Raw genomic sequence first — 12646 nt, forward strand, 5'->3', positions numbered from 1 at the left:
CGGTCCCGCGGGAGCGGGACGGGTGGGCACGGCCGTGTCAGCCCGGGATCAGGCCGTCGTCGGAGAGCATCTCGCTGACCTCCGCCAGAGAGGCGTCGGGCGACGGGAGGATGAGTTCCGAGGGTTCCAGGGCGTCGTCCGGGAGGGGGGTGCCCAGACGGCGGACGGCGTCGAGGAGGGCGCCCAGCGTGCGCCGGAAGCCTGCCTCGTCACCGGACTGCATCTCGTTCAACAGCTCGTCGTCGAGCTTGTTCAGCTCGGCGAAGTGGCTGTCGGCCAGCTCCAGCTGGCCCTCCCCCATGATCCGTACGATCATGACGCCGTCCTTGCCTACTGCTTGTCGAAGCGCGGGTGGGACTGCTGCTGCTCCTGCTGCGGGGCGCCGGTGGCGCCGCCCTCGATGGCCTGCTGCTGGGCCGAGGGGCCCCCGGCCAGCTCCGCCTTCATCCGCTGGAGCTCCAGCTCGACGTCGGTGCCGCCGGAGAGGCGGTCCAGCTCGGCCTGGATGTCGTCCTTGGCGAGGCCCGACTGGTCGTCGAGCGCGCCGGAGGCGAGGAGCTCGTCGATGGCGCCGGCCCGGGCCTGGAGCTGGGCGGTCTTGTCCTCGGCCCGCTGGATGGCGAGGCCGACGTCGCTCATCTCCTCGGAGATGCCGGAGAAGGACTCGGCGATCCGGGTCTGGGCCTGGGCTGCCGTGTAGGTGGCCTTGATGGTCTCCTTCTTGGTGCGGAAGGCGTCGACCTTGGCCTGGAGGCGCTGCGCCGCGAGGGTCAGCTTCTCCTCCTCGCCCTGGAGGGTCTGGTGCTGCACCTCGAGGTCGCTGACCTGCTGCTGGAGCGCGGCCCTGCGGGACAGCGCCTCGCGGGCGAGGTCCTCGCGGCCGAGCGCCAGCGCCTTGCGGCCCTGGTCCTCCAGCTTGGAGGACTGGCCCTGCAGCTGGTTCAGCTGGAGTTCGAGCCGCTTGCGGGAGGTGGCGACGTCGGCGACGCCCCTGCGCACCTTCTGCAGCAGCTCCAGCTGCTTCTGGTAGGAGTAATCGAGGGTCTCCCGCGGGTCCTCGGCCCGGTCAAGGGCTTTGTTCGCCTTCGCGCGGAAGATCATCCCCATACGCTTCATGACACCGCTCATGGGCTTCGCGCGCCCCCTTCTGACGGACTTGGCACCAGCTCTTCGTCAGGATCCACAGTACGGTCCCTGCCTCCATTACCGCACTGTTCGGAGTCGGATGCGCTCCTCCCCAAGGACGACTTGGGTACCCTCCCGTCTCCGGCGGGAGGAGTAGACGGCTCTCCGGGGACCCCTGGCGGCGGCCCTCCGCGTCTGCTCGATTCCCCCCGGATCCGGTGCCGGATCCCGTGCGTCCCCGTGTGCGTACCGGCTACGACGCCGGCTGTGAGCGGATCGTTCCCTCCCGGACTGGGGTTCCATGCCCGCCACCCCGTACCCTTGGGTTTTGTGTTCCGTAGCCGTTCGAAGGATGAGAAGGCCCCCACCGAGAAGGTGACGGCGGACCTCTCCAAGCAGCCCCGCGACCCCGAGGCCCCCAAGGGCCGCCCGACCCCGAAGCGGAGTGAGGCCCAGACCCAGCGTCGTCGTGCGCAGTCCGTCCCGCTCGACCGCAAGGAGGCCGCCAAGCGCCAGCGAGAGGCGCGGCGTGCCGACCTGACGCGTCAGCGCGAGGCGCTGAACAGCGGTGACGAGCGTTATCTGCCGGCCCGTGACAAGGGTCCGGTGCGCCGTTTCGTGCGCGATTTCGTCGACTCGCGTTTCGCGATCGCCGAGTTCTTCCTGCCGATGGCCGTGGTCATCCTCGTGCTCTCGCTCTTCGGCAACGCGAACCGCGCGCTCCAGAACATCTCGCTGCTGCTCTGGCTCGGTGTGATCATCCTGATCATCCTGGACTCGATCGGCATCTGGATCCGTCTGAAGAAGCAGCTCAACGAGCGCTTCCCCGACACGCCGAAGCGCGGCGCGATCGCGTACGGCCTGATGCGCACGCTCCAGATGCGCCGACTGCGGCTGCCGAAGCCGCAGGTCAAGCGCGGAGAGCGGCCCTGAGCGCGGACGGCTCGGTCTCCGGCGGCCACGCCTTCGGCGTGGACGCCACCGGGACGGGCGGTCCGATGCTGCCCGCCGTCGTCCACTGGCCCGCCGGTCACGGCGGGCTCCGGGACACCATCCGGCTGGAGATCGTCGCCCGCCAGGTCGACGAGCAGATAACCGGCCGCTACCCGGTGGGGCAGCGGCTGAGGATCCTCGACGCGGGCATGGGGGCCGGTACGCAGGCGCTGCGGCTGGCCCGGGCCGGGCACACCGTCACGGGCCTGGAGTCCGATCCCGAGCTGCTGAAGGCGGCCCGGGAGTCGCTGGCGACCGAGCCGGCCGGGATCCGGGAGCGGGTCCGGCTGATCGAGGGCGACGGGCGCGAGACCGGCGTCCACTTCCTGCCGGGCAGCTTCGACGTGGTCCTGTGCCACGGGGTGCTGATGTACGCCGACGAGCCGGACGCGCTGCTCGCGGGGCTGGCCCGGATGCTGGCCCCCGGCGGCCTGCTCTCCCTGGTGGTACGGAACGCGGACGCCCTCGCCATGCGGCCGGGGCTCGCCGGGGACTGGACGGGCGCGCTGGCCGGCTTCGACTCGGACGTCTACCAGGACGACGACGGTGTGAAGGTACGGGCCGACCGGCTCGACTCCCTCATGGCGACGCTCGCGGGGATCGCGGCGCCACTGCACGCCTGGTACGGGGTGCGGGTCTTCACCGACGGCGTACCCCCGGAGGCGGGTCTGCCCGCGGCCGAGGAGCTGGAGCGGCTGCTGGCCGCCGAGGAGCGGGCCGGCCGGACCGATCCGTACCGGCGGGTGGCGGCGCTGCTGCACCTGTGCGGGGTACGGGGCTGAGCCCCGGAGCACGACACGTATGACACGGCCGGGGCCGGTGTGCCGACGCGGCGCGCCGGCCCTCGCGCGTCCCCTCCTCCTCAGGCCCCTCCCCTGCCCCGTCCGGCGCGGGGTACGCCTGTTCGGGGGCGTCCACCGGGACGGCGAAGGGGACGGAACGGATACTCCGGACATGGATGTCTCCCGCGCCCGCGCCCGTGCCCGTACCCGCCGTCTCGTCCTTCCCCTCGCCGCGGCGGTCTGCGCCGCCGCGCTGACCGCCGGCTGCTCCGCGGACTCCGGGGCGTCCACCACGCCCGAGCGGACCACCGCGCAGGCGGCGGCGCCGCGCGCCGCCAACGAGCTGGAGGACGACTACCAGGCCGTGATCAAGGACGTGCTGCCGTCCGTGGTGCAGATCGACGCCTCGGAGAGCCTGGGCTCGGGGGTGGTCTACGACGACCGGGGGCACATCGTCACCAACGCGCACGTGGTCGGTGACGAGCGGGCCTTCCGGGTCACCGCCGCCACGGGCGGGCAGCCGGTCGAGGCCCGGCTGGTCGCCGCCTACCCCGAGCAGGACCTCGCGGTGATCCGGCTGGAGTCGGTCCCCGACGGTCTGAAGCCGGCCCGGTTCGGCGACTCGACGGCGGTCGAGATGGGGAAGATCGTGCTGGCGATGGGGTCGCCGCTGGGCCTGTCCGGCAGCGTCACCCAGGGCATCGTCTCCGCGACCGGCCGCACGGTCAGCGAGGGCCTGACCGGCGGCGGCACCGGCGCCACCATCGGCAACATGGTGCAGACCTCGGCGGCGATCAACCCGGGCAACAGCGGGGGCGCGCTGGTCGACCTGGACGGGCAGGTCGTCGGCATCCCCACGCTCGCGGCCACCGACCCGGCGATGGGCGGCGGCTCCGCGCCCGGCATCGGCTTCGCGATCCCCGCCTCGATGGTGAAGACCGTCGCCGACCAGATCATCAAGGACGGCAAGGTCACCGATTCGGGCCGGGCCGCCCTCGACATCACCGGCCGGACCGTCCTGGACGACGCCTACGAGCCGGCCGGCGTGGCCGTGGTGGAGGCCGAGGAGGGCGGCGCGGCGGCGGACGCGGGGCTGCGGGCGGGCGATGTGATCACCCGGCTCGCCGACGACGACATCACGACGATCACCTCGCTCGCGGAGTCCCTGGCGGACCGCAGCCCGGGCGACGTCGTGTCCGTCACGTACGTCCGGGGCACGGAGACCCGCAAGGCGGAGGTCACCCTCGGCGAGATGTGAGGGGTGCGGGGTACGGAGGTACGGGGAGGTACGGGGGCGCGCGGAGGTACGGGGGGCGCGGGAGGCGCGGACGTACGGGAAGACGCGGGGCACGGGAGGCGCGGGGCGGGGGAAGGGGCCGGGCGCGGGAGGCCCGGAGGTACGCGGGGGCGCGGGAAGGCGCCGGGCGCGGGAAGGCGCCGGGCGCGGGAAGGCGCCGGGCGCGGGAAGGCGCCGGGCGCGGGAAGGGGCGGGATCCGGTGGATCCCGCCCCTTCTCGCCGTCAGGCGCCCTCGGCGTCCAGCGGCATCGGGCCGTAGATCTTCGTGGTGTCCTCGGAGAGGGTCACCTGGTCCGCGCCGCCGGCGAGGAGGTCGCGCCAGTGCTCCCCGAGCCAGCTCTCGGCGTCACCCTGGGTGCCGAACTCCTCCGGCGTCACCACCGGCGCGACCTCCGTGCCGTCGGTCTTCTCGAACCGCCACGTCCATGCCATGTCCGCCTCCTGGGGCTTTCACCGGATGATCGGTTTCCTGCCCGCAGAGTAGCCGGGCGCGCACCGCGCGCGGGGGCGCGGGAGGATCAGTGCGTGGAACTGACTCTGCTCGGCACCGGCTCCCCGCTCGGCCTGCCCCGCCCCGACTGCCCCTGTGCGGTGTGCGCGCGCTCCCGCGGCACGCGCGCGCGTGCCGCGACCGCGCTGCTGGTGGACGGCGCGCTGCTGCTCGACCTCACCCCGGGGGCGGCGCTCGCCGCGGCCCGTGCGGGGCGCTCGCTGGTGGGGGTGCGGCAGGTGCTGCTGACCCATCCGCACGACGGTCCGGCGGTGGAGGTGCCGGCCGGGCTGCCGACGGCCGGGCGGGTGCCCGACGGGCGGGAGCTGACGCTGATCAGCGGGCACCGGGTGCGGGCGGTGCCGATGGACTCCCCCGGCACCGGGTACGAGGTGGTGTCGGCGGAGGGCGAGCGGCTGCTGTACCTGCCGCCGGGCGGGGCGCCCGCCGGGCTGCCGGAGAACCACCAGGAGCCGTACGACCTGGTGGCGGCGGACGTGACGGGCCGGCCGGACGCCCTGGCGCGGCTGCGGGCGACCGGTGCCGTGGGGCCGACCACGGAGGTGATCGCCGTCCACCTGGACCACGACGCGCCGACCGGGGCCGAGCTGGACCGGCGGCTCGCGGCGGCCGGGGCGCGGGCGGTGCCGGACGGGACGGTGCTGTACCTGGGCGAGTACCACGAGGTGCCGGAGGTGCCGCGGCGGACTCTGGTGACCGGCGGGGCCAGGTCGGGGAAGTCGGTCGAGGCCGAGCGGCGCCTGGAGACCTTCCCCGAGGTGGTGTACGTGGCGACCGGCGGGACCCGGGAGGGCGACCCGGAGTGGGCGGAGCGGGTGGGGCTGCACCGGGAGCGGAGGCCGGGCTCGTGGCGTACCGCCGAGACCACCGATCTGGTGCCGCTGCTCGCCGCGGAGGGGCCGGCGCTGCTGATCGACTGTCTGTCGCTGTGGCTGACCGACCTCATGGACCGGGTGGGCGCCTGGGACGACGCCGGGTGGGAGGAGAGCGGGCGGGCGGCGCTGCGGGAGCGGACGGCGGAGCTGGTGGCGGCGGTGCGGGCGACCCGCAGGACGGTGGTGGCGGTGACCAACGAGGTCGGTGCGGGCGTGGTGCCGGCGACGGCGGCGGGGCGGCGGTTCCGGGACGAGCTGGGGCGGCTGAACGCGGCCTTCGCGGAGGAGTGCGAGCAGGTCGTGCTGGTGGTCGCGGGGCAGGCGCTGGTGCTGCGCGGGTAGGGTGCTGATCTCGATGGGCCCGTGTGCCGAACCTCGCTGATGTCACAAGGCGGAACCCCGATGGACGACCACCTGCACCCCCTGAACCTCGACGACTTCTCCGATCTGATCGAGCGTCCCGACGGCGGGATCCGGCGCGACGCCGAGGAGCGCCGGGAGCGGCTCGCCGTCCGCCCGGGCGCGCTCGGCCGCCTCGACGAGCTGGCCGAGTGGCTGTCCGCGGCCCAGTCGGCCGTGCGGGTGCGGGCGATCGAGCAGCCGAAGGTGGTCGTCTTCGCCGGGGACCACGGCATCGCCTCGGCGGACGTGTCCGGCCGCGCGGCCGGGACCGCGCACGTCCTGGTCCGGGAGCTGCTCGACGGGGCGAGCCCGCTCGCCGTGCTGGCCCGCTCGATGGACGTGCCGGTACGGGTGGTGGACGCGGGTCTGGACTGCGACCCCGAGCTGCTGCCGGAGGCGGTCACCCGGCACCGGGTGCGGCGCGGCAGCGGCCGGATCGACGTCGAGGACGCGCTGACGCCGGAGGAGGCCGAGGCCGCGGTGCGGCTCGGCATGGCGATCGCCGACGAGGAGGCCGACTCGGGCACCGATCTGGTGGTGCTCGGTGATCTGAGCGTGGGCGGTACGACCCCGGCGTCGACGCTGATCGCGGCGCTGTGCGGGACGGACGCCTCGGTGGTGACCGGGCGCGGCGGCGCGGGCATCGACGACCTGGCGTGGATGCGCAAGTGCGCGGCGATCCGGGACTCGCTGCGGCGGGCCCGGCCGGTCCTGGGCGACCAGCTGGCGCTGCTCGGCGCGGTCGGCGGGGCCGACCTCGCGGCGGCGACCGGCTTCCTGCTCCAGGCGGCGGTGCGGCGGATGCCGGTGATCCTGGACGGCGTGGTGGGCGCGGCCTGTGCGCTGGTGGCGCAGCGGGCGGCGTTCCGGGCGCCGGACTGGTGGCTGGCGGGCCAGGTGTCCGGGGAGCCGGCGCAGGCGAAGGCGCTGGACCGGATGGCGCTCAACCCCCTGCTCGATCAGGGCGTCCTGGTGGGTGAGGGAACCGGGGCACTGCTCGCGCTTCCCCTCGTCCGGGCCGCGGCGGCACTCGCCGCCGAGCTGCCCGAGCGTCCGGAGCCGACCACTCCGGACGAGGTCGCCCCGGCCGGGGCGGTCTGAGGGGACGGCGTACTCCATCGGTGAGGCCCGGAGGCGGCCGCCCGCGACGCGCGGGTGGTCGCCTCCGGCGTCGCCGCACGGGAAGCGATGCCCCATATGATCGCTTTTCATGGGAGAGGTCCGTTTGTCCGCCGAAGGAACGCCCCGGGGCACCGACCGCTCGCGGCGGAGTGCCGCGTTCGCCGTCTGGTACCTGCGCGTCGTCACGTTCATCAACCTCCTGAGTGCCGTCTGGGTCTCCTTGGGGCAGGACCTGCGGCGGCACAACGAGGACAACTACTTCACGCCGTACATGCTCACGGCGGGCTTCGCCTCCGGCGTCTTCACCCTCTTCCTGGCGATCACCATGCGCCGCCGCAAGCGCGCCGCCTGGATCCTCAACACCGCCCTGAGCGGTCTCTTCCTGCTGCTCTTCGCGCTGGTGATGTTCTTCCCCGAGGTCCGGCAGCACGCCCAGAACTGGATCTCGCTGGTCCTGACCGCCGCCTTCTTCGTCGCCCTGCTGCTGGGTCGCAAGGAGTTCTACGCGAAGGGCGACCGCTCCAACCCGCTGCTCGCCGCGGTGGTCGCGGTCGGCGGCCTGCTCGTCACCTCGCTGCTCGCCGCGCTGCTCGTCACCGTCACCAACACCGCCTCCGGGCACGCCACCTTCCTGGAGCGGTGGCGGTACGGCGTGATGCGGCTGGTCACGCTGGCCGCCGACGACTCGCGGTTCCCGACCATCGCCACCCCGGGCTGGGTCGACGTGGTCATCAACGTGATGTCCACGCTGCTGCTGTTCGCGGTGCTCTTCGCCGCCTTCCGCTCCCGCCGGGCGGTGGACCCGCTGACCGAGGCGGACGAGGAGCGGCTGCGGGCGCTCCTCGACCGGCACGGCGACCGGGACTCGCTCGGCTACTTCGCGCTGCGCCGCGAGAAGAGCGTGGTCTGGTCGCCGAGCGAGAAGGCGGCCGTCGCCTATCGGGTGGTGGGCGGGGTCTCGCTCGCCTCCGGCGATCCGATCGGCGACCCCGAGGCATGGCCGGGGGCGATCGAGCCGTGGCTGGCCGAGGCCCGCGAGCACGGCTGGATCCCGGCGGTGATGGGCGCGAGCGAGGAGGCCGGGGTGATCTACGCCCGGCACGGCCTGGACGCCCTGGAGCTGGGCGACGAAGCGATCGTGGAGACCGACGAGTTCACCCTGGACGGGCGGGCGATGCGGACGGTCCGGCAGGCGTTCAACCGGGTCAAGCGGGCCGGGTACGAGGTGCGGATCCGGCGCCACGAGGACATTCCGGCCGAGGAGATGGCGGAGCTGCTGCGGAAGGCGGACGACTGGCGGGACGGGGCCACCGAGCGGGGCTTCTCGATGGCGCTCGGCCGGCTCGGCGACCCGCGCGACGGGCGGTGCGTGATGCTCGAGTGCACCGACGGCACCGGTGAGCTGCGGGCGGTGCTCTCCTTCGTGCCGTGGGGGCCGAAGGGGCTCTCGCTGGACCTGATGCGGCGGGACCGCGACTCCGAGAACGGTCTGATGGAGTTCATGGTGATCGAACTACTCCAGCGCGCGAAGGAGATCGGGATCACGCAGGTCTCGCTGAACTTCGCGATGTTCCGGTCCGTCTTCGAACGCGGCTCGAAGCTCGGCGCCGGCCCGGTGCTGAGGATGTGGCGCTCGCTGCTCAGCTTCTTCTCCCGCTGGTGGCAGATCGAGTCGCTGTACCGCGCCAACGCCAAGTACCGACCGATCTGGGAGCCCCGCTTCATGCTCTTCGAGAAGAGCGCCGACCTGCCCCGCATCGGCATCGCCGCGGGCCGCGCCGAGGGCTTCCTGGAGGCCCCCGGACTGCCGAAGTGGCTGCACCGCAAGCACCTGGAGAGCGGGCGTTGAGCGGCGCGGTCCGCGGGTTCGCCCGCCGCGAGTGGGGTCCCCTCCTCGGCACCGTACGGCGGGGGCTGACGGCCCGCCGGTGGGCGGCGGTCCCGCTGACGCTGGCCGCGGTCTGCCTCACCGCGCTCTTCCAGTTCGTCCAGAACCAGGAGTGGGGGTACGGGCCGGTGCAGGCGATCGGCGCGGTGCGGGCCGAGGACCCGCTCTGGCTCGCCCTGCTGCGTACCCCGCTCTCGCTCTTCGTCCCCGCGCTCGACCTGCCCGTCTGGGGCGCGCTCGCCCAGGTGCTGCTGGTCTTCGGGATCGCCGAGCTCTGCCTGGGCCGGTGGCGGACGCTCGGGATCGCCTATCTCGCGACCCTGTGCGGCACGCTGTACGCGCGCGTGGGCATCGCCCTGGGCCCCGGCACCCCGCTCGGCCTGCCGGCCTCCGACGCGCACGTGGTGGACACCGGTCCGTCGGCGGCCGTGGTGGGCCTCGCCGTCTACGTCTGCTGGCGGCAGCGGGCGTACTGGACGGGGGGAGCGGTCGTCCTGGCGATGGTGATCGAGGTGATCGTCAAGCCGAACCTCGCGGGCAAGGAGCACCTGGCGGCCATCGCCGGCGTCCTGGTGCTGATGGCCTTCCTGAGGTGGCGGGAGCGGGGTCAGGACGGGGTGGAGCCGCGACCGGGGACGCGCTCCTGGAAGCCGCCGATCAGGTCCTGAACCTTGCGGCGCACCCGGGTCCAGCGCTTGTCGTGCCGGTAGGCGCGGACGGTGCCGCGGGCCCGGGCGCGGTGGCGGCGGCGGTAGAAGCGCCGCCACCACCAGGAGCCGGGGCGGGCCAGCCGGACGGCGCCGATGATCGCCAGGAAGGGCACGAAGACGCCGAGCAGCGCCATCCGCAGCTTGCCCTTGACCAGGGTGACCAGGATGAGGAGGAAGTTCAGGGCCAGGGTGAGGATGAAGCTCAACCGGTCCTGGCGCTCCTCCGCGGTGATGTCGTCGACGCCGAGCGGGGAGAAGCCGCTGAGCGGCAGCAGCATGAGGGCGGCGGTGAGGACGACGACCTCGACGCTCTGCCGCCCCTCCTCCGACCAGTACACGTCGTCCAGATGGAGGATGAGCGCGAACTCGTCCAGGACGAGACCCGCGCCGATCCCGAAGACCACCGCGAAGGCCGCCGCGCCGAAGCCGTGCCGGCCGCTGGCGACCGCGCCGAAGCCGCCGAGCACCGTGAGGACCACGCCGGGCACCACGTGGTGGATGTGCAGCCCGCCGGAGGAGGAGACGTTCCGGAAGGGCCCCTTTCCGGCGCGGATCAGCCGGGTGACGGTGCGGGTGATCAGGAAGGTGAGGACGAAGGAGGCCAGCGCGAGGAGCATCGGGAGCTTCCCCGGCTCCAGGATGTTGCGGGAGAACCAGTGACCCATGCCACCCCGTTCCGCTATGACCGATACGCACCCATACGTATCACCCTGCGCAATCTACCGTCCGCGACCGGCGATTACCCTGCCCGGATGGACGGCCTGCGTTTCGCCTTCGGGACCCTCACCGTGTTCCCCGCCCGCATCACCCGCTGGGACCGTGACGCGGCCCGCGCCGGCATGCTCTGGGCCCCGTTCGCCGGGCTCGCCGTCGGCCTCGTCGCCGCCGTGGCCGGCGGGGTGCTCCTGCCGCTCGGCTCCGGGCCGCTGACCGCCGCCGTCGTCACCGTCGCCGTCCCCGCGCTGCTCACCCGCGGCCTCCACCTCGACGGCCTCGCCGACACCGCCGACGGGCTCGGCAGCGCGAAGCCCGCCGACGAGGCGCTGCGCATCATGAAGCAGTCCGACATCGGCCCGTTCGGCGTCATCACCCTGGTCCTCGCCCTGCTCGCGCAGGTCGCGGCCGTGTACGAGCTGTACGGAGAGGGCTGGGCGCACGGCGCGGTCTCCGTGGTCCTCGCGGCCACGGTCGCCCGGCTCGCCCTCACCCACGCCTCCCGGCACGGGGTCCCGGCGGCCCGGCCGGAGGGGCTCGGCGCGATCGTCGCCGGCACGGTGCCGGTCCGGTCGGCGACCCTCTGCACCGCCGCCGTCCTCCTCCTCGCCGCGGGCACGGGCCTGCTGCTCTCCCCGTACGACTCCGTCCACGCCGTCCTCGCCACGGGCGCCGGCCTCGCCGCCGCCGCCCTGCTCCTCCGCCGCTGCGTCCGCCGCTTCGGCGGCGTGACCGGCGACGTCTTCGGCGCGGTGGAGGAGACGGCGGCGACGGCGACGCTGGTGGCGCTGACCCTGGGGTAGGAGCACCTAGCAGGCCCTGCGCCAGACCCCCAGTTCGTACTTCTTCTGGATCGAGCTCAGGCCGAGCTCGCGGCTCCGGGCGCAGAAGGTCTCCGTGGACCGTTCGTACTCGGCGTGGAAGACGGGCTTGTCCGCCGCGACGAAGGGGGCGAGGCGGTGGCACTCGTCGTACTCGGCGCACTGCTCGTTGACCGCGAAGTCGAAGTCGTCGAGCAGCTGCGGGATCTGGTCGAGGTCGTTCTTGAGGCCGACGGCGAGGCCTCGGTCGTGGGCGAGGCGGGCGATCAGCCGGTTGTAGCGGAGCTGGTCGGCGGCGGTCAGCGGGAAGCCGGTGCGGTTGGCGTAGCCGTCCATGTTGTCGGGTTCGACCGCGTCGAAGCCCTTGGCCCGGCACATCTCGATCCGCTCGGCCATCAGGGGTTCGAGGACGTCGGTGCGGCGGATGTCGAGCCAGCGCTCGCCCTCCCAGCCGTTGCCCTCGCCGAGGACGGACGCGGGGAAGCGGCCGGCGTCGGGGCGGAAATCCTCCCAGGCGCCGGTGGAGAGGTAGCAGATCACCTTCCGGCCGCGCCGGTGCAGGTCGGCGACGGTCGCGGCGGAGTGGTCGAAGCCGTCGATGTCGTAGACGGGGACGTCGACGGTCGGGTCCAGCTTCCCGCTCAGCTGCCACTGCCAGGCCAGACCGGCCTTCGGGCGCCACCGTTCGCCGCGGGGCGCGGGATCGGGTTCCGGGGCGGGGGTGCCGGTGCAGGCGGTGAGCAGGAGCAGCAGGAGCACGAGGAGGAGCGGCGGGCGTCTCATCGGGCGGGCTCCGGGAGGTCGTTCGGCAGGGTGCCCCAGGGGTGGGCGCCGGTGCCGGGGACCGCGCAGTGCACCTCGGTCGCCGGGCGGAAGCCGGGCGGGGCGGCGTAGACGAGGTGGCAGTGGTGCGGGGCGGGCGGCGGGTCGGGGGTGCGGTAGCTGTCCCAGGGCCCCTCGAAGGTGACCAGCAGGTCGGCGATCTCGGCGTACCGTTCGTCGGGCCGGGTGCCGTGGTTGAGCACCAGCGTCGCGGCCCCGGCGGCGCGGGCGGCGACGGCGAGCCGCCGGTAGTGCGGCAGGGCGTCCGGCGCGGTCGCCACCTGGTCGAGGAAGGCCCCGTCGGCGCCGTACCAGTCGCGGTGGCGCAGCAGGTCGGCGACGACCTCGGCGTGCGGGCGGCGGCCGTAGGCGGTGTCCGCGTAGCCGAGGATCCGCACGCCCGCGCTACGCAGCCGGGCGGCGGCCCGCGCGAAGGCCGGATCGGGGGCCTCCCCGGCGCCGTTCGCCGGGTTGAGGACGACGCTGTGGAGGGCCGGCGCGGCGGCGAGCAGCGCGGCCCACCCCTCGGGCCGGTCGTCGGGGTGCTCGTAGAAGGGCACCAGGAGGGAACGTTTCACTCGCC

General features: G+C 73.8%; 14 protein-coding genes. 8 read left to right on the top strand and 6 right to left on the bottom strand.

The genetic code is table 11. From position 1 onward, the window contains the following. Positions 1-37: 37 nt before the first annotated feature. Together ACFYT9_RS10895 and ACFYT9_RS10900 are read right to left on the bottom strand one after the other, a co-directional pair. The gene (locus ACFYT9_RS10895) at positions 38-316 is read right to left on the bottom strand and encodes a hypothetical protein (protein ID WP_389162249.1); all 279 of its coding nucleotides are present in this window, start codon (positions 314-316) and stop codon (positions 38-40) included. 14 nt (positions 317-330) lie between these two features. Continuing rightward, positions 331-1128, bottom strand: coding sequence for a PspA/IM30 family protein (locus ACFYT9_RS10900; protein ID WP_376603025.1), 798 nt, complete (start codon positions 1126-1128; stop codon positions 331-333). Positions 1129-1455: 327 nt separating this feature from the next. Here ACFYT9_RS10900 and ACFYT9_RS10905 point away from each other — a divergent pair, with 327 nt between their 5' ends. From ACFYT9_RS10905 to ACFYT9_RS10915, 3 genes are all read left to right on the top strand, one after another. Then, on the top strand, positions 1456-2058 hold the full coding sequence (locus tag ACFYT9_RS10905; protein ID WP_376603026.1) for a DUF3043 domain-containing protein: 603 nt from the start codon (positions 1456-1458) through the stop codon (positions 2056-2058). A gap of 65 nt (positions 2059-2123) precedes the next feature. Then, complete coding sequence (locus tag ACFYT9_RS10910) at positions 2124-2900, top strand: class I SAM-dependent methyltransferase (protein ID WP_387274238.1); 777 nt, start codon at positions 2124-2126, stop codon at positions 2898-2900. Between the two features lie 172 nt (positions 2901-3072). Beyond that, complete coding sequence (locus ACFYT9_RS10915; protein WP_389162251.1) at positions 3073-4158, top strand: S1C family serine protease; 1086 nt, start codon at positions 3073-3075, stop codon at positions 4156-4158. A 262-nt stretch (positions 4159-4420) separates the two neighbouring features. On the opposite strand, the gene ACFYT9_RS10920 is transcribed toward ACFYT9_RS10915, so the two are convergent. After that, positions 4421-4630, bottom strand: a complete 210-nt coding sequence (locus tag ACFYT9_RS10920) for a hypothetical protein (RefSeq protein WP_376605614.1) — start codon at positions 4628-4630, stop codon at positions 4421-4423. A gap of 93 nt (positions 4631-4723) precedes the next feature. Here ACFYT9_RS10920 and ACFYT9_RS10925 point away from each other — a divergent pair, with 93 nt between their 5' ends. The 4 genes from ACFYT9_RS10925 (at position 4724) to ACFYT9_RS10940 (ending at position 9664) form a co-directional block, all read left to right on the top strand. Then, positions 4724-5926 (top strand): bifunctional adenosylcobinamide kinase/adenosylcobinamide-phosphate guanylyltransferase, encoded by a 1203-nt coding sequence (locus ACFYT9_RS10925; protein WP_389162253.1) that lies wholly within the window; start codon positions 4724-4726, stop codon positions 5924-5926. Between the two features lie 81 nt (positions 5927-6007). Continuing rightward, entirely contained in the window at positions 6008-7087 is a 1080-nt protein-coding gene (locus ACFYT9_RS10930; protein WP_387279524.1) for a nicotinate-nucleotide--dimethylbenzimidazole phosphoribosyltransferase, read from the top strand. 109 nt (positions 7088-7196) lie between these two features. After that, positions 7197-8957, top strand: a complete 1761-nt coding sequence (locus ACFYT9_RS10935; RefSeq protein ID WP_389162255.1) for a phosphatidylglycerol lysyltransferase domain-containing protein — start codon at positions 7197-7199, stop codon at positions 8955-8957. Continuing rightward, positions 8954-9664, top strand: a complete 711-nt coding sequence (locus ACFYT9_RS10940) for a hypothetical protein (protein ID WP_387279520.1) — start codon at positions 8954-8956, stop codon at positions 9662-9664. Before ACFYT9_RS10935 ends, ACFYT9_RS10940 begins: the two co-directional genes overlap by 4 nt. On the opposite strand, the gene ACFYT9_RS10945 is transcribed toward ACFYT9_RS10940, so the two are convergent. After that, a complete protein-coding gene (locus tag ACFYT9_RS10945) occupies positions 9604-10371 on the bottom strand; it encodes a hypothetical protein (protein WP_376599958.1) in 768 nt (255 codons plus the stop codon). The genes ACFYT9_RS10940 and ACFYT9_RS10945 overlap by 61 nt on opposite strands. Positions 10372-10458: 87 nt before the next feature. On the opposite strand from ACFYT9_RS10945, the gene ACFYT9_RS10950 reads away from it, so the two are divergent. Next, positions 10459-11223: an adenosylcobinamide-GDP ribazoletransferase gene (locus ACFYT9_RS10950; RefSeq protein ID WP_376599957.1), complete on the top strand. Its 765-nt coding sequence runs from the start codon at positions 10459-10461 to the stop codon at positions 11221-11223. Between the two features lie 6 nt (positions 11224-11229). On the opposite strand, the gene ACFYT9_RS10955 is transcribed toward ACFYT9_RS10950, so the two are convergent. After that, positions 11230-12024, bottom strand: coding sequence for an endo alpha-1,4 polygalactosaminidase (locus tag ACFYT9_RS10955; RefSeq protein ID WP_387279516.1), 795 nt, complete (start codon positions 12022-12024; stop codon positions 11230-11232). Beyond that, the gene (locus ACFYT9_RS10960; protein ID WP_389162258.1) at positions 12021-12641 is read right to left on the bottom strand and encodes a spherulation-specific family 4 protein; all 621 of its coding nucleotides are present in this window, start codon (positions 12639-12641) and stop codon (positions 12021-12023) included. The genes ACFYT9_RS10955 and ACFYT9_RS10960 overlap by 4 nt, the downstream gene beginning before the upstream one ends. Between the last annotated feature and the right edge of the window lie 5 nt (positions 12642-12646).

Origin of the sequence: Streptomyces sp. NPDC004435, from assembly GCF_042873895.1 — a bacterium.
Lineage (GTDB): Bacteria > Actinomycetota > Actinomycetes > Streptomycetales > Streptomycetaceae > Streptomyces.